22 protein-coding genes are annotated in these 23,209 nt (G+C 67.4%); 1 reads left to right on the top strand and 21 read right to left on the bottom strand.

The window, feature by feature from the left end; genetic code table 11:
* Window positions 1–7: 7 nt before the first annotated feature.
* Genes ribH through def form a run of 8 tightly spaced genes read right to left on the bottom strand, consistent with a single transcriptional unit; the run spans window position 8 to window position 7,057 of the window.
* Window positions 8–481, bottom strand: a complete 474-nt coding sequence (gene ribH, locus L1O03_RS05225) for a 6,7-dimethyl-8-ribityllumazine synthase (RefSeq protein ID WP_236118372.1) — start codon at window positions 479–481, stop codon at window positions 8–10.
* Window positions 474–1,790 (bottom strand): bifunctional 3,4-dihydroxy-2-butanone-4-phosphate synthase/GTP cyclohydrolase II, encoded by a 1,317-nt coding sequence (locus L1O03_RS05220; protein WP_275949259.1) that lies wholly within the window; start codon window positions 1,788–1,790, stop codon window positions 474–476. The genes ribH and L1O03_RS05220 overlap by 8 nt, the downstream gene beginning before the upstream one ends.
* Complete coding sequence (locus L1O03_RS05215; protein ID WP_236118370.1) at window positions 1,771–2,397, bottom strand: riboflavin synthase; 627 nt, start codon at window positions 2,395–2,397, stop codon at window positions 1,771–1,773. Before L1O03_RS05215 ends, L1O03_RS05220 begins: the two co-directional genes overlap by 20 nt.
* Window positions 2,382–3,419: a bifunctional diaminohydroxyphosphoribosylaminopyrimidine deaminase/5-amino-6-(5-phosphoribosylamino)uracil reductase RibD gene (gene ribD / locus L1O03_RS05210; protein ID WP_236118369.1), complete on the bottom strand. Its 1,038-nt coding sequence runs from the start codon at window positions 3,417–3,419 to the stop codon at window positions 2,382–2,384. The genes L1O03_RS05215 and ribD overlap by 16 nt, the downstream gene beginning before the upstream one ends.
* The gene (rpe, locus tag L1O03_RS05205; protein WP_236118368.1) at window positions 3,412–4,095 is read right to left on the bottom strand and encodes a ribulose-phosphate 3-epimerase; all 684 of its coding nucleotides are present in this window, start codon (window positions 4,093–4,095) and stop codon (window positions 3,412–3,414) included. The genes ribD and rpe overlap by 8 nt, the downstream gene beginning before the upstream one ends.
* A 19-nt stretch (window positions 4,096–4,114) precedes the next feature.
* Window positions 4,115–5,572, bottom strand: coding sequence for an RsmB/NOP family class I SAM-dependent RNA methyltransferase (locus L1O03_RS05200; protein WP_236118367.1), 1,458 nt, complete (start codon window positions 5,570–5,572; stop codon window positions 4,115–4,117).
* Complete coding sequence (gene fmt, locus L1O03_RS05195; RefSeq protein WP_236118366.1) at window positions 5,569–6,519, bottom strand: methionyl-tRNA formyltransferase; 951 nt, start codon at window positions 6,517–6,519, stop codon at window positions 5,569–5,571. Before fmt ends, L1O03_RS05200 begins: the two co-directional genes overlap by 4 nt.
* A 31-nt stretch (window positions 6,520–6,550) precedes the next feature.
* Window positions 6,551–7,057: a peptide deformylase gene (def, locus tag L1O03_RS05190; protein WP_236118365.1), complete on the bottom strand. Its 507-nt coding sequence runs from the start codon at window positions 7,055–7,057 to the stop codon at window positions 6,551–6,553.
* A 65-nt stretch (window positions 7,058–7,122) separates the two neighbouring features.
* Here def and thiD point away from each other — a divergent pair, with 65 nt between their 5' ends.
* Window positions 7,123–7,941, top strand: coding sequence for a bifunctional hydroxymethylpyrimidine kinase/phosphomethylpyrimidine kinase (thiD, locus tag L1O03_RS05185; protein ID WP_236118364.1), 819 nt, complete (start codon window positions 7,123–7,125; stop codon window positions 7,939–7,941).
* A 19-nt stretch (window positions 7,942–7,960) separates the two neighbouring features.
* On the opposite strand, the gene L1O03_RS05180 is transcribed toward thiD, so the two are convergent.
* The 13 genes from L1O03_RS05180 to nusB form a co-directional block, all read right to left on the bottom strand.
* Window positions 7,961–9,988 (bottom strand): primosomal protein N', encoded by a 2,028-nt coding sequence (locus L1O03_RS05180; protein ID WP_236118363.1) that lies wholly within the window; start codon window positions 9,986–9,988, stop codon window positions 7,961–7,963.
* Between the two features lie 18 nt (window positions 9,989–10,006).
* Window positions 10,007–11,221, bottom strand: a complete 1,215-nt coding sequence (metK, locus tag L1O03_RS05175; protein ID WP_236118362.1) for a methionine adenosyltransferase — start codon at window positions 11,219–11,221, stop codon at window positions 10,007–10,009.
* A gap of 72 nt (window positions 11,222–11,293) precedes the next feature.
* Window positions 11,294–12,559, bottom strand: coding sequence for a bifunctional phosphopantothenoylcysteine decarboxylase/phosphopantothenate--cysteine ligase CoaBC (coaBC, locus tag L1O03_RS05170; protein WP_236118361.1), 1,266 nt, complete (start codon window positions 12,557–12,559; stop codon window positions 11,294–11,296).
* A 114-nt stretch (window positions 12,560–12,673) separates the two neighbouring features.
* Window positions 12,674–12,964, bottom strand: coding sequence for a DNA-directed RNA polymerase subunit omega (rpoZ, locus tag L1O03_RS05165; RefSeq protein ID WP_236118360.1), 291 nt, complete (start codon window positions 12,962–12,964; stop codon window positions 12,674–12,676).
* A 20-nt stretch (window positions 12,965–12,984) separates the two neighbouring features.
* Entirely contained in the window at window positions 12,985–13,566 is a 582-nt protein-coding gene (gmk, locus tag L1O03_RS05160) for a guanylate kinase (RefSeq protein WP_236118359.1), read from the bottom strand.
* 2 nt (window positions 13,567–13,568) lie between these two features.
* On the bottom strand, window positions 13,569–13,892 hold the full coding sequence (gene mihF, locus L1O03_RS05155; RefSeq protein ID WP_236118358.1) for an integration host factor, actinobacterial type: 324 nt from the start codon (window positions 13,890–13,892) through the stop codon (window positions 13,569–13,571).
* Window positions 13,893–14,133: 241 nt separating this feature from the next.
* A complete protein-coding gene (pyrF, locus tag L1O03_RS05150) occupies window positions 14,134–14,955 on the bottom strand; it encodes an orotidine-5'-phosphate decarboxylase (protein ID WP_236118357.1) in 822 nt (273 codons plus the stop codon).
* Window positions 14,952–18,281, bottom strand: a complete 3,330-nt coding sequence (gene carB / locus L1O03_RS05145; RefSeq protein WP_236118356.1) for a carbamoyl-phosphate synthase large subunit — start codon at window positions 18,279–18,281, stop codon at window positions 14,952–14,954. The genes pyrF and carB overlap by 4 nt, the downstream gene beginning before the upstream one ends.
* Window positions 18,282–18,286: 5 nt before the next feature.
* A complete protein-coding gene (gene carA / locus L1O03_RS05140) occupies window positions 18,287–19,459 on the bottom strand; it encodes a glutamine-hydrolyzing carbamoyl-phosphate synthase small subunit (protein ID WP_420830295.1) in 1,173 nt (390 codons plus the stop codon).
* A 38-nt stretch (window positions 19,460–19,497) separates the two neighbouring features.
* Window positions 19,498–20,847, bottom strand: a complete 1,350-nt coding sequence (locus L1O03_RS05135; protein WP_236118354.1) for a dihydroorotase — start codon at window positions 20,845–20,847, stop codon at window positions 19,498–19,500.
* Between the two features lie 21 nt (window positions 20,848–20,868).
* Window positions 20,869–21,837 (bottom strand): aspartate carbamoyltransferase catalytic subunit, encoded by a 969-nt coding sequence (locus L1O03_RS05130; protein ID WP_236118353.1) that lies wholly within the window; start codon window positions 21,835–21,837, stop codon window positions 20,869–20,871.
* Window positions 21,834–22,406 carry a bifunctional pyr operon transcriptional regulator/uracil phosphoribosyltransferase PyrR gene (pyrR, locus tag L1O03_RS05125; protein WP_236118352.1) on the bottom strand — a complete coding sequence of 191 codons (573 nt, stop codon included), beginning with the start codon at window positions 22,404–22,406 and terminating at the stop codon, window positions 21,834–21,836. Before pyrR ends, L1O03_RS05130 begins: the two co-directional genes overlap by 4 nt.
* A gap of 120 nt (window positions 22,407–22,526) precedes the next feature.
* Window positions 22,527–23,195, bottom strand: coding sequence for a transcription antitermination factor NusB (gene nusB, locus L1O03_RS05120; RefSeq protein WP_420830294.1), 669 nt, complete (start codon window positions 23,193–23,195; stop codon window positions 22,527–22,529).
* Between the last annotated feature and the right edge of the window lie 14 nt (window positions 23,196–23,209).

Genomic DNA, 23,209 nt, shown 5'->3' with positions numbered 1-23,209 from the left:
ACCTACTTTACTCATCGCGCATGTCGCGGAGGAGACACGCCGTGTGGAGGGCGGCGATCATCGCCTCGGCACCCTTGTCCTCCAGGGAGTCCGGGAATCCCGCGCGCTCCCGGGCCTGCTCCTCGGTGTAGGTGGTGAGCACCCCATTGCCCACGGGGGTAGAGCTATCGAGCGCGATCCGGGTGAGGCCCTGCGTCACAGAATCGCAGACATAGTCGAAGTGCGGGGTGCCGCCCTGGATAACGCAGCCGAGCGCCACCACCGCGTCGTTGACCTCCGCCGCCTCCTGGACGACGACCGGCAACTCCAGCGCCCCGATGACGCGGTAGGCGCTCACGTCCGCATGGCACTCCCGCGCCGTCTCGATGGCTCGACGGTGCAGCTGGCCGCAGATCTCCTCATTCCACGAGGACGTCACGACGGCCACGCTGAGCCCCGTCGCGTCAACATAGTGGACTCCGGGTAAGCCTTCTTTACTCATGCTTCTCCTTGATATGCCGCAGATGTGCCGCATCCCAGCGCGCCACCGAGGGGAGGTCATGCCCCATGCGATCGCGCTTCGTCCTGAGATAACGGATGTTGTCCTCATTGGGCTCCAGGTCGATGGGAACCCGGCCGGCCACGCTCACCCCGTGCCCGTGGAGGGCGTGATGCTTATCGGGGTTGTTGCTCATGAGCTTAATAGAGTGAATCCCCAGGTCACGAACGATCTGGATGGCCGCCGAGTACTCCCGGCTATCCGCCGGCAGCCCCTGTTCGAGGTTCGCGTCGACGGTGTCCGCCCCCTCGTCCTGGAGGCGATAGGCCCGCAGCTTCGCCATGAGGCCGATCCCGCGTCCCTCCTGGCCGCGCAGGTAGACGATGACGCCCCGGCCGCGCTTGTGGATTGCCCGCATGGACTCGTGGAGCTGCTCGCCGCAATCGCAGCGTCGGGAACCAAAGACGTCCCCGGTGAGGCACTCCGAGTGGACGCGCACCCACACGTCCCCGGCATCGGGGGCGCTGACATCACCGCAGACGAGGGCGATGTGCTCCAGGCCCGTGATGGTGTTGCGGTAGCCGATCGCGCGAAACTCGCCATAATCGGTGGGAAGGCGCGTCTCTGCCACGCGCTCCACCTGGATCTCGTTCTCGCGGCGCCAGTGAATGAGCTGCTCGATGGAGATCATATGCAGGCCATGGCGGTCGGCGAAGGCGCGCAGCTCCGGGGCACGGGCCATGTCCGTGGGGTCCTTCTCGCTGACGATCTCGCAGAGCACCCCCGCCGGGCGCAAGCCGGCAGCGCGGGCGAGATCAACGCTCGCCTCCGTGTGCCCATCACGCACGAGGACGCCTCCCGGGCACGCCTGCAGCGGCACCACGTGCCCCGGCCGGGTGAACTCCCCGGGGGTCGACGTCGGGTTAGCCAGCCGCAGGATCGTCTCGCAGCGGGAGCGCGCCGAGATGCCCGTCGTGCCGGTCGCGGCGTCGACGGTGATGGTGTACGCGGTGCCGCGAACATCCTCGTTGCGGGCCACCATGGGCGGGAGGTTGAGCCGCGCCGCGTCCTCCCTCTCGAGGGGGACGCAGATGTAGCCGGAGGTGTATCGCACCATGAACGCCACGAGCTCGGGGGTGGCCTTCTCTGCCGCGAAGATGAGGTCCCCCTCGTTCTCGCGGCCCTCGTCGTCCACGACCACCACCGCCCGGCCAGCAGCGATATCGGCGATGGCCTCCTCGACGCTGTCTAAGCGCACAGAACTCGACTGTTCTTCTCTCACCGTGCCCACCCTAGTCAGTCGTTCCCTCAGCGAACGGCCGGGGGTAGCTCTCCGCGGAGAGCAGCCGTTCCACGTATTTACCGAGCACATCGACCTCGACGTTCACCCGGTCACCGACCTGCAGTTCCCCATGGGTGGTCTCGGCGAGAGTCGTCGGGATGAGGGAGACCTCACACCAGTCCTCCCCCACGGCGCTCACGGTGAGCGAGGTGCCGTTGAGCGCGATCGATCCCTGCGGGACAACATAGCGCCGGTATGCGGCGGGCAGCGCGAAGCGCAGGACGTCCCACTGCTCGGTGTGCTGCCGGCTGATCAGCTCCGCGGTGGTGTCCACATGCCCCTGGACGATGTGCCCACCGAGCCTCCCGCCCACGGCCAGGGCCGGCTCGATATTCACGCGGTCACCCGGCTGGAGGCTTCCGAGCGTCGTGAGGTCGAGGGTCTGCTTCATGCAATCAGCAGTGAAGGTATCCCCCTCCGTCGACGTCACGGTCAAGCACACGCCGTTGACCGCGAGGGAGTCGCCGAGGTGGGCGTCGTCGAGCACCCCGGGGGCCTTGATGCGAAGCTGGATCGACTCCTCGCCGGAGATGATCTCCTCGATGCTGCCGATGGCCGTCACTATTCCGGTGAACATGCGGGATTCCTTTCTTCGTCCCGGTCGAGGGTGAGCTCCCACAGGATGTCCTCACCCACCTGATGGAGAGATCGTTGGTGCAGTCGCGTGGCCTCGGCGAGGGTCCGGGCAAGGGGGCGGCAGAGCGTCCCGCGCCCCTCACCAAGAAGGAGCGGCGCGACGTAGACCTGGAGGGCATCAGCCAGGCCCTCCTCGAGAAAGCTCGTGAGAAGGCCGGCCCCGCCGTCGACGAGGACATCCCGCGCACCCTCCTCCCAGAGCGCCGCGAGCGCCGCCGCGGGCGAATCATACTGCTCAAAACCCAGACGATGGAGGTTGCTGGTCCGCTCAGGATCGAGGGACCGCCTCCCGATGACCACCCGGCGAGGCTGCCGCTCCAGCAGCTCCCCTTCCGGGGTTCGCGCCGTCAAGGAGGGGTTATCGGCCAGCGCCGTGCCCGTGCCGATAATGATGGCATCGCGCCGGGCGCGGTCCCGATGCACCCAGGCGCGGGCCTCCAGCCCGGTGATCCACTGGCTCGTGCCGTCCGGCGCGGCGGTGAAACCATCGAGGGTTTGCGCACACTTCAGCGTGACGTGCGGCCGGCCGAGCGCCATCGCGCGCAGCCACGGGCGCAGGGTGGGCACCTCGACGTCGAGCCGATGCACCTCCATCCCCTGCTGGCGCAGCCACTCCGCGCCGCCGGCGGCAGGGGGCGTGGCGTCCTCATGGGCGTAGTAGAGCGTACGGATACCCGCCCCCAGGAGGGCATGGCTACACGGTCCCGTCCTCCCCACGTGATGGCAGGGCTCGAGGGTGACGACGGCCGTCCCCCCGCGCGCCCGCTCCCCCGCGGCGCGCAGGGCCATCACTTCCGCGTGGGGCCCGCCGGGCGGTTGGGTGGCGCCCACTCCCACGAGTTCACCCTCGGCGGAGAGGATGGCCGCCCCGACGGGAGGGTTCGGGCTCGTCGTCCCTACAACCTGCTCAGACGCGGCGATGGCCGCCTCCAAGGCGGCCATCACGGTAGGGGGATTAGTCATGGTGTTCAGCGTTCCGGGCGCCCGCTGCGAGGGCACGCAGGGTCCGAATCTCCTCGTTGGGGTCCTCCGCACCGTACACGGCGGAGCCCGCCACGAAGGCATCGCACCCGGCCTCGGCAGCCTGCTCGATGGTTGCGGCGCCGATCCCGCCGTCGATCTCAATGGTCACATCGAGCCCGTTGGCATCAATGACGGCGCGGAGAGTGCGGACCTTATCCAGCTGATCCGGCATGAAGGACTGCCCGCCGAAGCCCGGCTCCACGGACATGACGAGCACCTCATCGACGTGTTCGAGGACGTGGAGGTAGGGCTCAATCGGCGTGCCCGGGCGCAGCGAGAAGCCAGCACGCACCCCGTGGCTGCGGATCTGCTTGGCCACCTTGACCACGTCAGAGACAGCCTCCACGTGGAAGATAATGCAGTCTGCCCCCGCCTTGACGTAGGTCTCAATCCACCGCTCCGGGTTCTCGATCATGAGGTGGACGTCGAGAACCTTGTCCGTGATCTGGTCAACAGTGGCGGTGATCCCTGGTCCGAAGGACAGGTTGGGAACAAAGTGGCCATCCATGATGTCCACGTGGATCCAATCGGCCTCCGGGACCCGCGCGATCTCCTCGCCGAGGCGGGAGAAATCGGCAGCAAGGATCGACGGCGCAATGATGGGGGCAGCACTCATACCGTTTAGTGTAGCCGGACTAGTCTGTCCGACGAAGTGCGGCAAAGAACATGGCGTCCGTGCCATGGCGGTGCGGCCACAGGGTCACCGAGAGGTGATCGCCTACCCCGGGCATGGCGACGGGCAGAAGCTCCTGGGCATTGAGTTCCGTCGCCCCGGTCTCCGCCACCGCGCGGTCGACGATATCGCGGGTTTCCCGCAGGTCAGGCGAACACGTGGAATAGACGACGACGCCACCCGGGCGCACCAGTCTCAGCGCCGAGCTCAGGAGCTCCCACTGCAGGGCAGTAAGCTCCGCGATGTCGGACTCCTTCTTCCGCCACCGGGCCTCCGGCCGGCGCCGCAGCGAGCCGAGGCCCGAGCACGGCGCATCGACGAGCACCCGGTCATAGCCGCCGGGCAGATCGGGGTGACGCCCATCCATCGTGTGGACGGTGACGGGGAGCCCAGTCACGGCGTGGCGGATGAGCGTGCTCCGGTGCTCGGAGACCTCCACCGCGTCGACGTGCGCCTGCTCAATGCGGGCCAGCGCCCCCATGAGGGCCGCCTTGCCGCCGGGGCCCGCGCAGAGGTCGAGCCAGCGGCCGCCGTCGTCGCCCTCGAGAGGGGCCTCGACGAGAGCCCGGGCGATGAGCTGCGAGCCCTCGTCCTGCACCGCGGCCATGCCCTCTTTCACGGCGGGGATATCCCCGGGCGCGCCGCCCGGAAGGTAGACCGCGTAGGGCGAATAGCGACCGACCTCGCCGCCGCAGCTGAGCGCCAGCTCCTCGGCGGTGATTTCCCCGGGCCGGGCGGCAAGGTGGACCGTCGGGCGCTGAGAGTCCGCCTCGAGGGCAGCCTCCAGGTCACCGAGACCCAGGACGCGGGAGAAAGAGTCCGCGATCCAGCGCGGGTGGTGATAGCGAAAAGCAAGAGCATCGATCTCCCCCGCGGGGCACAGCGTGTCCAGCCACCACTCACGTGGGTGGCGAGAGATCTCGCGGAGAATCGCGTTGGCAAAGCCCCGCACCCGCTGAGAGGCCATGGAACCGACGATGGTCACGCTCGTGTCCACGGCGGCGTGGGCATCCACCTTGGTGTACAGCAGCTGATAGGCGCCGAGGCGCAGGGCGTCGAGGACCAGCGGATCAATGTCCCGGAGCGGGCGGGAGGAGCAGTGCTCGATGATGCGATCGAGCGTCCCCTCGGTGCGCAGGGTCCCGTAGGTGATCTCCGTCGCGAAGGCGGCATCCCGCCCATGCATCCGCCGATCTCTGAGAAGCGATGAGAGCGCGATGTTGCCATAGGCATCCTCCGCGTGAACAGCGCGGATGACCTCATAGGCCACGGCCCGCGCCTTGTCCACGCCCAGGGCGCGTCCCCTCTTCTCCGCGCGCACCGCCTGGGTGCGCTGGGCAGGGCTGCGACGGTCCTGGGCCTCCGAGCGCCCATCCCGCCGAGGCGAGCGCCGGGATCGGGAACGAAAACCACCACTCATGACAGCCACAGCTCCTCATCGGTGTGCAGGCCGCGGGCCCAGTCGCGGGCACCCATGCGACGCTTGCCGGGTGCTTGCACCTCGCTGAGGCGGACCGGGCGCGTGGCGGTACCCACAAACACGTCCTTCTTGGTCAGGCCGATCTGGCCCGGGCGAAGCTCACCGAGCGACTCCGGCACGGCGTCCTCCCTGCTCACGGGGGCGATCTTCAGGCGAGACTCCCCGAGCATCGTCCAGGCGCCGGGGCCTGGGGTGTGGGCGCGGATCTTCCGGTCAATGTCGAAGTCCGGCGCGTTCCAGTCGATGCGGGCATCCTCGACGGCAATCTTGGCCGCATAGGTGGCCTCTCCGCGCTGCGGCTGCGCCTCCAGCGTGCCGGCGTCGAGCCCATCCATCGTCGCGGCGAGAAGATCCGCGCCCGAGTAGGCGAGGCGGGTGAGGAGGTCATCGGCGGTGTCCTTCGGCCCGATCGGCTCCGTGACAGTCCCGAAGACCGGGCCCGTGTCCAGGCCCTCCTCGATGCGGAAGGTGGAGGCCCCCGTGATGTCATCGCCGTGAGCGATGGCCGCCTGCACCGGCGCCGCCCCACGCCAGGCAGGCAGCAGGGAAAAGTGCAGGTTCACCCAGCCGTGCGGGGCGACATCCAGCAGATCGGGAGTGATGAGCTGCCCATAGGCGACGACGGGGAGGCAGTCCGGGGCAAGCTCGCGGAGGCGCTCACGCAGCTGCTCACCATCCTCAGTGCCGGGTTTGAGGCTTCGGGGAGTAAGGACCTCAATCCCATGCTCCTCCGCGCAGGCCTTCACCGGCGAGGGGCGCAGGCTTCGGCCTCGCCCGCGCTGGGCGTCGGGCCTGGTGAGGACCGCGAGGACCTCGTGCTCCGACTCGATCAATCTGCGCAGCGCGACGACGGCGGGCTCCGGCGTCCCTGCAAAAACTAGACGCATGCCTTCCGGCACTCCTTCCCCAGAGTGGTGTTTAGCTGTTGAACCAGGGTGCGACGCGGATCTCCGCCATCGCCCGGCGACGCGCCTCGGGGCGGAGCCGGCGAAGGAACAGGATGCCGTCGAGGTGGTCCGTCTCATGCTGGATGCACCGGGCCATGAGGCCCTCGGCCTCCATCTCGATGGGGTTGCCGTCCCGGTCCTGGCCGGTCACGCGGACCCGGTCGAAGCGCTCGACATCCTCCTGGATGTCCGGGATTGACAGGCAGCCCTCCGGGCCGTCCTGGAGGTCCTGCCCCAGCGGCTCCCACACCGGGTTGACGATGTGCCCGCGGCTGCCACCATCCATGGTGCAGTCGAAGACGAAGACCCGGCGGGTGACACCCACCTGATTCGCCGCCAGCCCGACGCCCTGAGCAGCATCCATGGTCTCGAGCATGTCATCGATGAGCACGCTCAACGAGTGGTCAAATTCCGTGACCTTCTCCGCCTTGGTCGTGAGAACCGGGTCACCGAACAGGCGAATATCGCGAATAGTCATCGTGTGTTGAAATCTCCTCACTAGTAGTGGTGTCCATGCTATCCCCCACGAGTAGAATGTCGAGAATGACTGTACCAGCACGCGCGTTTGTCGTCGCCGGCTCTGAAGCCACAGGTGGGGCCGGCTTCCAAGTTGATCTCAAAACATTCCAGGAACTGGGCGTGGTGGGCGCAGGCGCACTGAGTTGCATCGTCGCCTTCGACCCCGCGAATTCCTGGGCACACCGCTTCCACCCCGTCGCCCCGGAGATCATCGCCGAGCAGATCGAGGCCGCCCTCGCGTGCCACGGTGAGGATGTCCTGGACACGGCAAAGGTCGGCATGCTCGGCACCCCGGAGACCATCGATGTGGTTGCCGAGGCCCTCCGCCAGCGCTCCTGGCGCCACCTCGTCGTTGACCCGGTCCTCATCTGCAAGGGCCAGGAACCGGGTGCTGCCCTCGACACCGACAATGCCCTCCGGGAGAAGATCCTCCCGCTGGCCACCGTCGTCACCCCCAACGTCTTTGAAGCCACGACGCTCTCTGGGATGGAGTCCATCCAGTCCGTCTCCGATCTCGAGGAGGCGGCCCGCCGCATCGGTGACAAGGGAGTTCCCTACGTCGTCGCGAAGGGCGGAGTAGAGCTGCCCGGAGAGGATGCCGTCGACGTCCTGTGGGACGGCTCCTCCATCACCCACTTCCGCCGGCCGAAGATCGGTGAGCAGCGCGTCTCGGGCGCCGGCTGCACCCTGGCTGCCGCGATTACCGCTGAGCTCGCGAAAGGCGCGGAGGTGGCGGATGCCGTCGAGACCGCCAAGGAGCTCGTCACCCACGGCATCGAACAGCGCCTCGCCTGCGGCACCCCCTTCGACGTCGTCTGGCAGGGCGCCGCACGCCTGTCCTAGGCCCCACGCGGGCCGGCCCCTAGCCGATCCGCAGCGGGTCCACCTGGATCCGCAGCGGACTATCATTCTTCCGCGCCGAGCGCGCGCTTCGCGCCGAACGCAGAGCCTGCCCCAGCTCGGAGCGCGGGCCCAGCGGGCAGCGCACCAGCACCCGCTGCGCCTCCCCGTGCACCGCGGCATCCCACTCCCCAGGGAGCGTCACCCCCGGCGGAAGGTCCACGGGCCCCAGAATCTCCGTCCCCTCGGGGAGGGAGACGCTCCTCACGAACTCACTGAGCGCCGAGCCCACCCCATCAATCGCGGCCATGTGGACCGCCGGGGGGAAGCGCGCCTCCCGCCGCTGCCGCAGCTCCCGGCTCGCAGCGCCGACGGGATCCCAGCTGAGAAAATCCTGCACCACGATCAACGCGTTATCCGCGACGACGACGACTTGCCCGCCCCGCTCGGCGGGCTCCACCCGCGCCGCCGCGTGACACCAGGAGTCGAAGGCCTTCTCCGTCGCCCGGACATCTTGGCGCCCGAGCAGCGCCCACGTATCCACAAGCACCGCCGCGCCAAAGTGCCCGTTCTCCGCGATCCTCGGCTCCGCCCCAGGCGTGCTGATGACGATGCTCCCCCGGTCCCGCACCTCATCGAGAACCCGGTTGCCGCCGGAAATCATGATGGGGACCCCGGGAAAGGCCGAGCCCAGCTCCTCGGCGGTACGCCCCGCACCGAGGACCACGGCGCGCAGAGCCGTCGAACCGCACTCCGGGCACGTGTAGTGGGTGTCGGGGCGGCCGCACCAGCGGCACGTCGGGATGGCCGGCCGCCCGGGCTGGGACTCCCGGAGTTCGAGCGGGCCGTTGCACGCGCGGCAGCGCGCCGGGGTGCGGCAGGAACCGCAGGCCAGGACGGGAATATAGCCCTTACGGGGGACCTGGACGAGCACCGCGCGGTCCCGGTCGATGGCCGCGCGCATGGCCTCAAAGGCGATCTTGGGCAGACGCGCCTGCCGGGCCCGCGGATCCCGCTGCAGCTCAAAATCGGAGTCCCCCACCGCACGGATCCACGGCGCAGTCTGGCGCAGCACCTCCCGCGGCGCGACGAGGTCATGCGCCCAGCCCGCCTCCACGAGGAGCTGGGTCTCCGCCGTGCGCGACCACCCTGCCGAGATAAACGCGCAGCCCTCCTGCACGCTGCGGGTGGTGAGGACTTCCCTCGCATGGGGATAGGGTGCGCGGGGATCGACGAGATTATCGTCCCCATCGTGGACGATGACCGCAAGCCGAAGGTCTTGGACGGGCGCGAAGGCCGCGGAGCGCGTCCCGATGACCAGACGCCCCTGCCCTGCCAACACGGACAGGAAGCGGCGATAGCGAGCCTGGGGCCCCAGCGCCGCGGTGAGCGTCGTGATGTGACGGGCGGCCACCCACGTGCGCAGGGCGCGTTCGAGGACGTCGACGTCGCGCTGATCAGGCACAACAATGAGCGCCCCGCCGCCATCAATGGCGACCTTGGCTGCCAGCGCGGCAATCGGTTCTGCCCAACTCTCCCCCGGCAGGACCTGCCAGGCGGCGCGGGCGGGCGCCCCGGCGAGCACGGAGTCCACGAAGGAGGGCCCAAAGCGATAGCTGCTCCACGCGGAGAGATCGGGCTCAGTGAGGCTGCCGAGCTCCGCCCATGGGGTGGAGATGTCGGAGTCTTCGGCGGAGGCGTGGCGGGACGGGATCGCCGCGCGGATGATGTCCGAGCGCACGCCCCCATAGCGGTCCGCGAGAGCCTCCACCAGATTGGCCGTCCGCTCTGGGTAGACCACCCACGGTGAGATCACGCGGTCGAGGTAGCGCAGCGACCCGGAGTGCTCCTGCTGCTCGGTGCGCTCGAGGAGGATGCCATCGACGAGCCGCCCCGAGAAACGGATGCGCACCTTCACCCCGGGCTGCGCCTCCTCATCGAGGTCAGAGGGCACAAGATAGTCGAAGGGGCGGTCGAGGTGTGCGATCCCCAGAAGCGGCAAAACCCGCGCCACCGGCAGCGATGATGCGGGGACGCGGGGTGAAGCCATGGGGAGGGATTATACCCCCTACACTCCAGCGGCGCGGCGGAGTTCCTCCACACGGTTGGTGTGCTCCCACGGGAGGTCCACATCCGTGCGACCAAAGTGCCCGTAGGCCGCGGTCTGCGCGTAGATGGGGCGCAGGAGATCAAGCTCGCGGATGATCGCCGCGGGGCGCAGGTCAAAGACCTTGTGGACGGCGTCCTGGATGGCGGTGTCGGTGAGGCCATTCTTCGCGGTGCCGAAGGTCTCGACGTACAGTCCCACGGGGGCAGCCCGGCCGATGGCGTAGGCCACCTGCACCTCGGCCTTGTCTGCGAGCCCGGCGGCCACAATATTCTTGGCCACCCAGCGCATGGCGTACGCAGCCGAGCGGTCTACCTTGCTCGGGTCCTTGCCGGAGAAGGCTCCGCCGCCGTGGCGGGCCATGCCGCCATAGGTGTCGACGATGATCTTGCGCCCGGTGAGCCCGGCATCGCCCATGGGCCCACCGACGATGAAGGAGCCAGAGGGGTTCACCAGCAGGGTGATGTCGCTCGTGTCCAGCGTGCCGATGATGTTCTCATCGCTGAGGACGTGGTTGAGGACGTGCTCGCGCAGCTGCTCGGCGAGCCACTTCTGGTCCACGGCATCGTCGTGCTGCGTCGAGATGACCACCGTGTCGATGGCGACGGGGCGATCATTCTCGTCATAGGCCAGGGTGACCTGGGTCTTGCCGTCGGGACGCAGATGGTTGACGATGCCCTCCTTCCGTACCTCGGTGAGGCGCCGGGCCAGGCGGTGCGCCAGCGCAATGGGCAATGGCATGAACTCGGGCGTCTCGTTGGTGGCGTAGCCAAACATGAGGCCCTGGTCACCGGCGCCGGCCTGGTCATCCGCGTCGTGCTGTTCCCCAGCGCGGACCTCCTGGGAGTTATCGACGCCCTGGCCGATCTCCACGGACTGCTCGCCGATCGCCACGTTGACGCCACAGGTCCGGCCATCGAAACCCATGTCCGAGGAGTTGAACCCAATGGACAGGAGTGTCTCGCGCACGAGCTGCGGGATCTCCACGTAGCCGCTGGTCCGGACCTCCCCCACGACGTGGACCTGGCCGGTCGTCACGAGCGTCTCCACCGCCACGCGGGCGTGCGGATCCTGGCCCAGCATGGCGTCGAGGATGGTATCCGAGATAGCATCACAGATTTTGTCGGGGTGCCCCTCGGTGACAGATTCACTGGTAAAGAGTCTCAATGCATCCATTCCCACTGGCAGTTCTTCCTTCTCAATCAACACTATCGGCACAGTCTACCCTGACATGATAGACCGAGCAGTCTACATTTGGCAACGGAATTGTTCAGCAATGATGTCTAACAGTTCGGCGGCCACTACCTGTTTACTCCCCTGCGCGATGGTCCGGCGCTCAGGACACTCCCCCTCCGGCCGACGAATGAGCGCCACGCCACCGTTTGTCGGCTGGCCAAAGACCTTATCGACGCCCACCTCATTGCACATGAGCACGTCACAGCCCTTCCGTCGGAGCTTAAGCTCCGCGAGCTCCACCGCACTATGAGAAGAATCACCCGTCTCTGCGGCGAAACCAGCAATGCGCACCCCGGGGCGCAGGCGTCCCGCCTCGCGCATTTCGACGAGGCCGCGGAGGATATCGGGATTCTCCACCAGCTCGATGGTGGACAGGGCGTCGTCGTCCCGCCCCTTCTTCATCTTGGCCTCCGCCACGCGAGCCGGTCGGAGATCCGCCACGGCGGCCGCCATGATGATGGCGTCCTGGGAGGCGGCGCGGGAGGACACGGCCTCGTGCATCTCCCGGGCACTGCGTGCGCGGATGAGCTCAGCGCCGGGAGGGACTGGGAGGTCCTCGGTGTCCGCGGCCACGAGGGTCACCGCGGCGCCACGCTGGACCGCGATCTCCGCAAGCGCCCAACCCTGGCGCCCGGAGGATCGGTTCCCGAGGAAGCGGACGGGGTCGAGGTTCTCCTGCGTGCCCCCGGCTGTCACGAGGAGGCTCCGCCCCTCCCAGTCCCGCCGCAGGGAGACGCCGGCCAGCACCGAGCGTGTGAGCTCCGCGATCTGCTCAGGCTCCGGGAGGCGGCCGGGCCCGGAGTCCCGGCCTGTGAGGCGCCCGTGCGCGGGTTCCAGGACGATGAGCCCCCGCTGGCGGAGGGTGGCGACGTTCGCCTGGGTGGCGGGATTCTGCCACATCTCGGTGTGCATGGCGGGGGCCAGGATGATCGGGCACGTGGCGACGAGCACCGTGGCGCTGAGGAGGTCATCCGCCCTCCCGGCGGCGAGCCGGGCGAGGAGGTCGGCTGTCGCCGGGGCGATGACGATGGCATCGGCCTGCTGCCCGATGTGAACGTGCTGGACCTCATCGACGGCCTCGAAGACCGTGGTGGAGACCGGCTGGCCGGAGAGCGCCTCCCACGTGGCCTCGCCAACAAAGCGGAGGGAGGCGGGCGTGGGGACCACGCGGACGCTATCGCCTCCCTCCGTCAAGGAGCGAACGAGGTGGCAGGCCTTATAGGCCGCGATGCCGCCGGCCACACCGACGACGATGCGCCGCGGAGCTGAAGTATTCATGGAGTCCTTTCCCAAACCCGAGCGGAGATGAGCGAGAACCCCCGCGAGAGGCACTGCACCTTCTCGCGGGGGTCTATTGAAGCGTCGTCACGTGAGCCTCGTGATCGCGCGTGCCTAGCGGCCTTCCTCGTGCTCGATCAAGCCTTCGTCGATCTCGCGGAGAGCCGTCGACAGCGGCTTCTCCCCCGGCTCCGGGGTCACGAGCGGGCCGACGAACTCAAACACGCCGTCATCAGCATCCTGGTAGTAGCTGTTGATCTGGCGGGCGCGCTTCGCGGCAAAGATCACCAAAGCGTACTTCGAGGATACTTTGTCCAGAAGTTCGTCGATCGGCGGAGAGGTAATGCCGACGGGCGGATCAAAAACGGCCTTCGTCCGCGAAGTCTCAGTACTCACCTTGGTCACTGTCACCTTTTCTTGACTACTTAGCTGTTCTGTGCCAGCAGAATATCACTGATCGAGGCCACCGCCTGATCCACATCCTCGTTGACGACGACGCGATCAAATTCATCCCGGGCGGCGAGCTCATTGCGAGCGGTCTCCAGCCGACGCTGGATGACCTCCTCGGTCTCCGTCCCGCGGCCGGTCAGCCGCTGGACGAGCTCGTCCCACGAGGGCGGGGCGAGGAACACGGTCGTCGCCTCCGGGAGCAGGGCCTTGATGGCCCGCGCTCCCACGATGTCGACTTCGACGAGGACCGGGCGCCCCTCCTCCAGGGCGGTTTCCACCGGCTTGGCCGGGGTTCCCGAACGCTGGAGGCCACCGTGGATATCCGCCCACTCCAGCATTCCGCCGTGGTCGATTTCCTGCTGGAATTGCTCGGGGCTGACGAAGAAATAATCCTCTCCATCGACTTCCCCGGGCCGCGGCTCGCGAGTGGTCATCGACACGCTGAAATACAGGTTGTCGATTTGTTGACGCAGCTGGTGAACCACCGTGGACTTCCCCACTGCCGAGGGGCCGACCAAGACGACAAGCCGGCCACGACGGGTCTCACCACAGGTCATCGTTAGTCCTCGCTGAAACCGAAGCGATCGAGGAGAGCGCGACGCTGCCGCTCACCCAGCCCACGCAGACGGCGGGTCGGAGCAATCTCGAGCTCCTCCATGATTTCCTTAGCCTTCACCTTGCCCACCTTAGGGAGGGCTTCCAGCAACGCAGAGACCTTGGTCTTGCCGATAATCTCGTCATCCTGGGCCTGGGCCAGGACTTCCTTGAGGTTGGTGCCGCCGCGCTTGAGCTTGTCCTTCAGCTCCGCGCGAGCCTTGCGGGCCTCAGCGGCCTTAGCGAGAGCTTCCTTGCGCTGCTCATCAGTCAACTTGGGAAGGGCCACGGGGATTCCTCCGATTCGTCTCGTTGAGTAGTTCTTCCTGGGGAGTGCGACCTAGCGCTATGACACACCATATCGCCGTCGAGTGCATGAACCTAGCACACATCTCCCACGTGTGGACGTTGGACCAGTCTAACACCGGTGTGGTTTAGATCCATGCTCCTGGCCGCCCAGAACGTTCGTCCTGGGCGATCCCCGGGAGTCTTAGAACAAAATACCAGCATATCGGGCTAGGCGCACATCCCTATGCAGGAAATTCCCTGCTAGCTTCCGCCACGGCGGCGCGGAGAGCCTCGACGTCCGGCCCCGCGCGGAGAATTCCCCGCGAGATGTTCGGAAATGCCAGGTGCTCCACGCCCGCGCAGATGCGCGCCACGTCCGCCGCCCCGGCCCCCTGGGCTCCCACGCCCGGGAGGAGGACAGGACCGCCGAGGTGCCCAAGAGCTGGGGGTTCGCTCACCGTTGCGCCGACGACGACGCCGATGCTGCCGGCCTCCTCGCCCAGATCAGCATTGAGCTTCGCGACGCCGTCGACGATCTGCTGGGCGATGCTGCGCCCCTCCCCATCGCTCGCCCGCTGGATCGAGTGGGCTTCCGGGTTGGACGTCGCGGCGAGGACGAAGATCCCGCCGCCGTGCTCGGCAGCAGTGCGGACAGCCGGCTCCAGAGAACCCAGGCCCAGGTAGGGGCTGAGCGTCACCGCGTCGCAGGCCAGGGGCGCAGCGGGATCCAGCCAGGCGCGGGCATAGCCCTCCATGGTGGAGCCAATGTCGCCCCGCTTGGCGTCCGCGAGGACGAGCGCTCCCCCATCCCGCAGGGCGCTGATGGTCTCCTCGAGCACCGCGAAGCCCGCGGCACCGAAGCGCTCGAAGAAAGCGACCTGCGGTTTGACGAGCGCCGCCGTGTCCGCGAAAGCCACCACGCAGATCCGGCAGAATTCGCGGAGGCCGTCGACGGATGCCGGCAACCCCCACTGCTCCAGGAGGTGCTCGTGGGGATCAATGCCGACGCACAGCCGCCCGCGCTCGACCGCAGCGTTGCGAAGCCTCTCGCCGAAGCCCCTCACTGGCGCCCCACCACCGTGTGGTCGAGCTCCTGCAGCGCGCGAACCTTCAGCCCGCCGCGCTGGAGCGCCTCAATGCCCTGGACCGCCGCGTTGATGCCCTGGACAGTGGTCACCAGCGGAACGCCGGCGCCCACCGCCGCGGCGCGGATAGCGTAGCCATCGTGCCGGGTGGAGGCGGAGCCTGCCGGGGTGTTGAGGATGAGGTCGACGTCGCCCTTGCGGATAAGGTCGACGATCGACTCGCCGCGAGCCCCGGAGTGGACGTCCTTCTGCTTGAGGACGGTCTCGCACTCGATGCCGTTGCGGCGCAGCATCATCGAGGTGCCCGAGGAGGCGAGGATCCGGAAGCCGAGGGAGGCCAGGCGCTGGATCGGGAGGAGGAGGGTGCGCTTGTCCCGGTTAGCCACGGAGACGAACACCGTGCCGCCCGTGGGCAGCGGCCCGTACGCAGCGGTTTCAGCCTTGGCGTAGGCCGCGCCGAAGTTATCGGCCAGGCCCATGACCTCACCCGTGGACTTCATCTCGGGGCTGAGCAGGGTGTCCAGCATGCTGCCGTCGGGACGGCGGAACCGGGTGAAGGGCAGCACGGCTTCCTTCACCGCGATGGGCGCGTCGAGGGGCAGGGAGCCGCCATCGTAGTCGGTGGGCAGGAGACCCTCCTCCTTGAGCTCCGCGAGGGTGGCGCCCATCATGATGCGGGCGGCGGCCTTCGCGAGGTGCACGCCGCTCGCCTTCGAGACGAAGGGCACCGTGCGGGAGGCGCGGGGGTTGGCCTCGATGACGTAGAGGATGTCGTCCTTGAGGGCGTACTGGACGTTCATGAGTCCCTTCACGCCGATGCCGCGGGCGAGCGCCTCGGTGGACTCCCGGACCTTCTCGATGTCCTCCGCGCCAAGCGTCATGGGCGGCAGGGCGCAGGCCGAGTCGCCTGAGTGGATGCCCGCCTCCTCAATGTGCTCCATGACGCCCGCGAGGTAGACCTCGTTGCCGTCGCAGAGGGCGTCGACGTCAATCTCGATCGCGGAATCGAGGAAGCGATCAACGAGCACCGGGTGGTCGCTGGAGAGCTCGGTCGCCCGGTCGATGTAGTCGTTGAGGGACTTCTCGTCGTAGACGATCTCCATCCCGCGCCCGCCGAGGACATAGGAGGGGCGCACGAGGACCGGGTAGCCGATGGAGCTGGCCACCTCGCGGGCCTCGGCGAAGGACGTGGCCGTGCCGAAGTCCGGCGCGGGCAGCTGGGCGCGGCGAAGGACCTCGCCGAACTCGCCGCGATCCTCCGCGAGGTTGATGGCCTCCGGGGTGGTGCCGACGACGGGAACCCCGGCGTCGCGAAGCCGCTGCGCCAAGCCGAGCGGGGTCTGCCCGCCGAGCTGGACGATGACCCCGGCCACGGTGCCGGACTCACACTCCGCGTGGTAGACCTCCATGACGTCTTCGAAGGTCAGGGGCTCAAAGTAGAGGCGGTCTGCGGTGTCATAGTCCGTGGAGACGGTCTCCGGGTTGCAGTTCACCATGACGGTCTCGTAGCCCACCCGGGAGAGCTCGAGGGCCGCGTGCACGCAGGAGTAGTCGAACTCGATGCCCTGGCCGATGCGGTTCGGGCCCGAGCCGAGGATGAGGACCTTGTCCTTCTCCGTCTGCGGGGCCACCTCGGACTCCGCGGCGGGGTCGAGCTCATAGGCCGAGTAGTGATACGGGGTCTTCGCCTCGAACTCGGCGGCGCAGGTGTCCACCGTCTTGAACACGGGCCGGATGCCCAGCGACCAGCGCAGGCTCCGCACACCGTCCTCCCCGGCGAACTCCGGCCGCAGAGCGGCGATCTGGGCGTCGGACAGGCCGTAATACTTCGCGTGGCGGAGGAGATCGGCGTCGAGCACCGGGGACTTCTCCAGGACCTCGCGGAAGTCGACGAGCCCCCTGAGCTCGGCGAGGAACCACGGGTCGATGCCGGAGGCCTCGTAGACCTGCTCGATGCTCGCGCCCTTGCGGAGAGCGGCCTCGACGTCGTACATGCGCCCCTGGGTGGGCCGGCGGAGGGACTCGAGGAGCTCCTCGACGCTGCGCTCGTCGTCCGGGGTGGTCCAGAAGCCGGCGGACTTCTGCTCCAGGGAGCGCATGACCTTGTTCAGCGCGGAAATGTAGTTGCGGCCGAGCGACATGGCCTCGCCGACGGACTTCATCGTGGTCGTGAGGGTGTCGTCCGCGCCGACGAACTTCTCGAAGGCAAAGCGCGGGGCCTTGACGACGACGTAGTCAAGGGTGGGCTCGAAGGCGGCCGGGGTCTCGCCGGTGATGTCGTTGGTGATCTCGTCGAGGGTATAGCCGATGGCCAGCTTCGCCGCGAACTTCGCGATGGGGAATCCCGTCGCCTTCGAAGCCAGCGCGGAGGAGCGGGAGACGCGCGGGTTCATCTCGATGGTGATGATCCGCCCATCATCCGGGTTGATGGCGAACTGGATGTTGCAGCCGCCAGCGGCCACGCCCACCTCGCGGATGATGGCGATGCCCTGGTCGCGCATGGTCTGGAACTCGCGGTCCGTGAGCGTCATGGAGGGGGCGACGGTCACCGAGTCGCCGGTGTGTACGCCGAGGGCGTCGACGTTCTCAATGGAGCAGATGACGACGACATTGTCGTCCCCATCGCGCATGAGCTCGAGCTCATACTCCTTCCAGCCGAGGATCGACTCCTCGATGAGCACGTTGGCCTCCGGAGAGGCCGCGAGCCCGCCGCCGGCGATGCGATCGAGGTCCTCCTCCGTGTACGCCAGGCCGGATCCCAGGCCGCCCATGGTGAAGGAGGGGCGAACGACGACGGGAAGGCCGAGCTCCGCGACGGTGTCCCGGACCTCCTCCATCGTGTGGCAGACGCGGGAACGGGCGGAGGAGCCGCCGATCTTCTCGACGATGTCCTTGAACATCTGCCGGTCCTCACCGCGCTGGATGGCGTCGATGTCCGCGCCGATGAGCTCCACGCCGTAGCGATCGAGGATCCCCCGGCGGTCGAGCTGAATGGCTGCGTTGAGGGCGGTCTGCCCGCCGAGGGTGGCGAGGACGGCGTCGACCGGGTGCCCCTGCTCCTTTTCCTTCTCGAGGATCGCCTCGATGTACTCGGGCTCGATGGGCTCCACATAGGTGTGGTGGGCGAACTCGGGGTCCGTCATGATGGTCGCCGGGTTCGAGTTCACGAGGGTGACCCGCAGGCCCTCTTCCTTGAGGACGCGGCACGCCTGGGTGCCGGAGTAGTCAAACTCGCACGCCTGGCCGATGACGATGGGGCCAGAGCCGATGACGAGGACGTGGTTGATGTCAGTACGCTTCGGCATGTGCGTTAAGCCTCCTGGGTCTCAGAGCGGGCGGCGGACATGAGCTCCACGAACTGGTCGAAGAGCGGCTGGGCATCGTGGGGGCCGGCGGCGGACTCCGGGTGATACTGCACCGAGAAAGCGCGGCCGTCGGCAAGCGCCACACCCTCCACCACGTCGTCGTTGAGGCAGGTGTGGGTGATGATCGCGGGGCCGAAGTCAGAGTCGAAGCGCTCCCCGCCCTGCCCCTTGAGCGCGAAGCCGTGGTTCTGCGCGGTGATCGAGATGCGCTGGGTGGTGTGGTCGATGACCGGCACGTTGATCCCGCGATGGCCGAACTTCAGCTTGTAGGTCTCAAGACCCAGCGCCCGGCCGAGGATCTGGTTCCCGAAGCAGATGCCAAAGAAGGGGATCTTCGCGGCGAGGACCTCGCGGACCACCTCCACCATGGCGTCCGCGGTGGCGGGGTCGCCCGGGCCATTAGAGACAAAGACGCCGTCGGGATCATAGGAGGTGATCTCCGAGAAAGGCGTGTTCGCCGGGACGACGATGGTGCGGATCCCGCGCTGCACGAGGTACCGCGGGGTGGAGGACTTAATACCCATGTCATAGGCCACGACGGTGAAGCGGGCCTCGCCCTCGGGCTCGAGGGTGTAGGGCTCGGTGGTGCTGACCTCGGCGGAGAGGTCCGCGCCGGCCATGTCCGGCTGGGCCTTCACGGCCGCGACCAGCTCCTCGACGTCCGCGCGGGCGTCCTCCCCAGAGAAGATGCCCGCCTTGATGGAACCGAAGTTCCGCAGCCGCCGCACGAGCGCGCGCGTGTCCACACCCCGGATGCCGATGATCCCCTGCGCGATCATCTCATCTTCCAGGGAGCGCGTGGCGCGCCAGTTCGAGACGGTCATGGAGAGGTCGCGGATCACGTAGCCCGCCACCCAGATGCGGCCGGTGTGGGACTCGCTGTCCTCGTCGTTCCAGCCGGTGTTTCCGATCTGCGGCGCCGTCGCGACGACGATCTGACGGTGATAGGAGGGGTCCGTCAACGTTTCCTGGTAGCCCGTCATGCCGGTGCTGAAGACGGCCTCTCCGAGCGTCGTTCCTGTCGCCCCGAAAGCCACGCCCCGGAAGACACTTCCATCGGCGAGAACCAGCACGGCTGGCTGATGAGTTCCTGACGTCACGGCGTCACCTTTCTGCATCCCACTCAGTGCAATTTTTCCGTTGTTGTGCATTATATTCATAGCTCTCGCCGCGGGGCGCTCACCTTCCCGTCCTGGTAGGTCACGCGCCCGCGGAGGATCGTCGTGCTCACCCGAGCGTGGAAGTCCATGCCTTCATAGGGGTTATTGACGGACTTCGACTCCGACTCGTGGCCGTAGGAGGTCCACGGGTCATCCGGGTTCACGAGGCAGAGGTTGGCCGGCTCCCCCACCGCGACGGGGCGACCGTGCCCCGGAAGGCGGGTGATTTCCGCGGGCTTCTCGCTCATCACCTTGGCCAGCCAGCGCCAATCCGCCTGGCCCGTGCGTACGAAGGTGTCCGCGATGATGGCCAGGGAGGTCTCCAGGCCCAGCATGCCCGGCCGGGCGAGGTCGAACTCGCAGCACTTCTCCTCCGAGCCATGCGGGGCGTGATCGGTGGCCACGCAGTCGATGATCCCGTCGAGCAGCGCCTGGCGCAGCGCCTGAACATCGCGATCCTCCCGCAGCGGCGGGTTCACGCGGTTGACGCCGTCATAGGTTTCCAGTCGCTTGTCGGTGAGCAGCAGGTGGTGCGGGGTCACCTCGGCGGTGAGCGGAATGTCGTGCTCCTTCGCCCAGATCACGAGCTCCACCGTGCCCTCGGTACTCGCGTGGCAGATGTGCGTGCGACTGCCATAGTCCCTGGCCAGCAGGGCGTCGCGCGCAACGATGGACTCCTCCGCGGCCCGCGGCCAGCCGCGAAGCCCCAGCCGCGCGGCGATCTCGCCCTCATGCGCGACGGCCCCTTCGGTGAGCCGGGGCTCCTCGCAGTGCTGGGCGAGGAGGACGTCCAAGCCCCGGGCGTATTCCAAGGCCCGGCGCATGACGAGGGGATTGTCCACGCACTTGCCGTCGTCGGAAAACATGCGCACGCGGGCATCGCTGCGGGCCATCATGCCGAACTCGGTGAGCTCCTTGCCCTCCAGACCCTTGGTGATGGAGCCCACGGGGTGGACATCGCAGAGGTTGATGCGCTGGCCTTTGGCCCAGATGCCCTCGGCGATGATGGGCTGATCCACCGTGGGGCGGGTATTCGCCATGGTGAAGACGGCGGTGAAGCCGCCCTTCGCGGCGGCTGCGGAGCCCGTGGCGATGGTCTCGGTGTCCTCCCGGCCCGGCTCGCGCAGGTGGACGTGCATGTCCACGAGGCCAGGGAGGAGCACCTGCCCCTTGGCGTCGATCGTGCGATCCGCCGGGGTGTCCTCCGCAGCGTCCATGTCAACGATGACCCCGTCCTCAATGAGGACGTTCTGGCCCTCGCCCTCCCCATAGGGGCGGGCGTGAAGAATGAGGAGGCTGCCCGACTCGGCGTCTGCAAGCAGCCCGGTTTCTGGATACTCCGTCATCTCTCTTCTCCCGTTCTGCTCTTAGAAACCCGGCGACTGCTGCCCCGCGATGAGCGTGAACAGCACCGCCATACGGACGTGAACACCGTTGGATACCTGCTGGAGCACCGCAGTGTGCGGGGCATCCGCCACGGCATAGTTAATCTCCATGCCGCGCAGCATCGGGCCGGGGTGCATGACGAAGGCATCCTTCTTCATGCGGCGGCTGCGCTCCTGGCTGAGCCCGAAGAGGGCCGCGTACTCGCGGTGCGAGGGAAAGAATCCGCCATGCATGCGCTCGGCCTGCACGCGGAGCATCATGATGGCGTCGGCGTCGGGGATTTCGGCGTCGAAATCGCTGGTGGCGCGCACCGGCCAGGACTCCACTCCATACGGCAGAAGCGTCGGGGGCGCGACGAGGACCACCTCGGCGCCCAGCGTGCTGAGAAGGTCCACATTGGAGCGCACCACACGCGAGTGGAGGCAATCCCCCACGATGACGATCTTCCGGCCGGCGATCTCCCCCATCCGCTGGCGCATCGTCACCGCGTCGAGGAGAGCCTGCGTGGGGTGCTGATGGGCACCGTCGCCGGCGTTGATGATGGCCGGGCTCGAACCGGGGTGCGGGTTCGTCGGGTGCTGGGCATCCTCGTCGAGCCAGTGCGCGAGAAGCTGCGCCGCCCCGGAGTTCGGATGCCGGATGATGATGGCATCCGCGCCAATGGCCGCCAGCGTTGCGCCGGTGTCCTTCAAAGACTCCCCCTTGGCCACCGAGGAGGATGAGGCGGAAATGTTGATGACATCCGCGCTCATCCACTTCCCGGCGGTTTCAAAGGAGGAGCGGGTACGGGTGGAATTCTCGTAGAAGAGTGTGTAAATGGTGCGCCCCCGCAGTGTCGGGAGCTTCTTCACCTCCCGCCCCTCGATAGCCTCCCGGAAGCGGTCGGCCTCATCCATGAGCTCAATGATTTCATCGCGGCTGAGATCCGCGATGCTCAGCAAGTGCTTCACTTTTCCTTCTCCCCCGGGCTCAACTCGACGGCGTCCCGGTCATCGATCGGTTCTAGAAGGACGGTGATCTTTTCCGCCCGCGAGGTCGGCAGATTCTTGCCCACATAGTCCGCCCGGATGGGCAGCTGACGGTGGCCCCGATCAACGAGGACGGCCAGCTGGACGGTGTCGGGCCGACCGATATCGCGGAGGGCATCCAGCGCCGCGCGGATGGTTCGGCCGGAGTAGAGAACATCATCGACGAGGATGACCGTGCGCCCCTCGATCCCGCCCGCGGGGATGCGCGTGGGCCTCAATGCGCGGTGCGGGGTGCTGCGAAGATCATCGCGATACAGGGTGACGTCCAAGGCCCCCGCGGATACCTCAACCCCCGAAAACTCAGTGATCCGTGCCGCCAAGCGCTCCGCGAGCGGCACCCCTCCCGATGGAATTCCTAGTAGCACGACGGGCTGAGCATCTGCCTCGTCGAGCGCCGTTTTTTCAATGATTTGGTGCGCGATGCGTGCGACGGTACGTCCGACGTCGTCGCTCGACATGAGCTCCGTCGTGGACGCGGCGTTTTCACTCATCGTGACCTCCTTCCCCGCCTCTCTGTGCGGTCATTAAAGGATGTCTGATTGATGAACCGTCCCCGATCATAGCAAAGCGCAGGCCCATCTCCAGTGATGGGCCTGCGCAGCAGGGGAATTCTAGGATTCCTGGGGAGACTCCTCAGGCTCCTGGGGCTCAGAGTTCTCCGGGTTCTCCGGCGTATCCGGGGTCTCGACGGCCACCTCGGTCTCCGGCGCCGGCGCCTCGGCGGGCTCCTCCGTGGCGTCCTCCGTCGGGGTACTCTCCGGCTCCTCGGAGCCTTCGGCCTCCTCGTCTTCGCGCTGGAATTCCTCGCGGAAGTGCTCGGCCTTCTTCGCTACGTCGTCGAGGAGGGCATTGATGTAGGAGGAGGCCTCCTCATCGGCGTACTCACTCGCGAGCTCTACGCCCTCCACCACGGCGGTGGGGCGCGGCACGTCGGGGTTGAACAGCAGCTCCCAAGCGGACATGCGCAGGATCGCGCGGTCCACCGCGGGAATGCGGTGCAGCTCCCAGTCGTCGGCGAGGACGGCATCCAACACATCATCGATGCGGTCCAACTCGACGGCCACCCCGGCCACAATGGTTCTCGTGTAGTCCGCGATAGGCTTCACCGGCTGATCAGGCCGGCGGGACAGCTCAACGCGGTCTTCCACGATGGCCACCGGATCGATGTCTCGAGCCTCGGCCTCGAAGAGAATGTCCACGGCGCGGCGCCGGGCACGATACCGGGCCCCGTGGCGCCGGTTGTTCTTCCTCGAATTCTTTTCCACTGCAGTTTCGCTCACTGAGTTCTCGATGG

It is taken from the genome of Corynebacterium uropygiale, assembly GCF_021568315.1.
In the GTDB taxonomy this organism is placed as follows: domain Bacteria; phylum Actinomycetota; class Actinomycetes; order Mycobacteriales; family Mycobacteriaceae; genus Corynebacterium; species Corynebacterium uropygiale.
This window is presented reverse-complemented; position numbering and strand designations above follow the sequence as displayed.

Coding starts and splice junctions, on each gene's coding strand:
- carA (WP_420830295.1), bottom strand. CDS start 19,459: ATGCAGAAAGGTGACGCCGTGACGTCAGGAACTCATCAGCCAGCCGTG.
- L1O03_RS05135 (WP_236118354.1), bottom strand. CDS start 20,847: ATGACGGAGTATCCAGAAACCGGGCTGCTTGCAGACGCCGAGTCGGGC.
- def (WP_236118365.1), bottom strand. CDS start 7,057: ATGACTATTCGCGATATTCGCCTGTTCGGTGACCCGGTTCTCACGACC.
- carB (WP_236118356.1), bottom strand. CDS start 18,281: ATGCCGAAGCGTACTGACATCAACCACGTCCTCGTCATCGGCTCTGGC.
- L1O03_RS05215 (WP_236118370.1), bottom strand. CDS start 2,397: ATGTTCACCGGAATAGTGACGGCCATCGGCAGCATCGAGGAGATCATC.
- L1O03_RS05180 (WP_236118363.1), bottom strand. CDS start 9,988: ATGGCTTCACCCCGCGTCCCCGCATCATCGCTGCCGGTGGCGCGGGTT.
- thiD (WP_236118364.1), top strand. CDS start 7,123: ATGACTGTACCAGCACGCGCGTTTGTCGTCGCCGGCTCTGAAGCCACA.
- coaBC (WP_236118361.1), bottom strand. CDS start 12,559: ATGAATACTTCAGCTCCGCGGCGCATCGTCGTCGGTGTGGCCGGCGGC.
- pyrR (WP_236118352.1), bottom strand. CDS start 22,406: ATGAGTGAAAACGCCGCGTCCACGACGGAGCTCATGTCGAGCGACGAC.
- ribD (WP_236118369.1), bottom strand. CDS start 3,419: ATGACTAATCCCCCTACCGTGATGGCCGCCTTGGAGGCGGCCATCGCC.
- fmt (WP_236118366.1), bottom strand. CDS start 6,519: ATGCGTCTAGTTTTTGCAGGGACGCCGGAGCCCGCCGTCGTCGCGCTG.
- ribH (WP_236118372.1), bottom strand. CDS start 481: ATGAGTAAAGAAGGCTTACCCGGAGTCCACTATGTTGACGCGACGGGG.
- gmk (WP_236118359.1), bottom strand. CDS start 13,566: ATGACCTGTGGTGAGACCCGTCGTGGCCGGCTTGTCGTCTTGGTCGGC.
- rpe (WP_236118368.1), bottom strand. CDS start 4,095: ATGAGTGCTGCCCCCATCATTGCGCCGTCGATCCTTGCTGCCGATTTC.
- metK (WP_236118362.1), bottom strand. CDS start 11,221: ATGGATGCATTGAGACTCTTTACCAGTGAATCTGTCACCGAGGGGCAC.
- L1O03_RS05200 (WP_236118367.1), bottom strand. CDS start 5,572: ATGAGTGGTGGTTTTCGTTCCCGATCCCGGCGCTCGCCTCGGCGGGAT.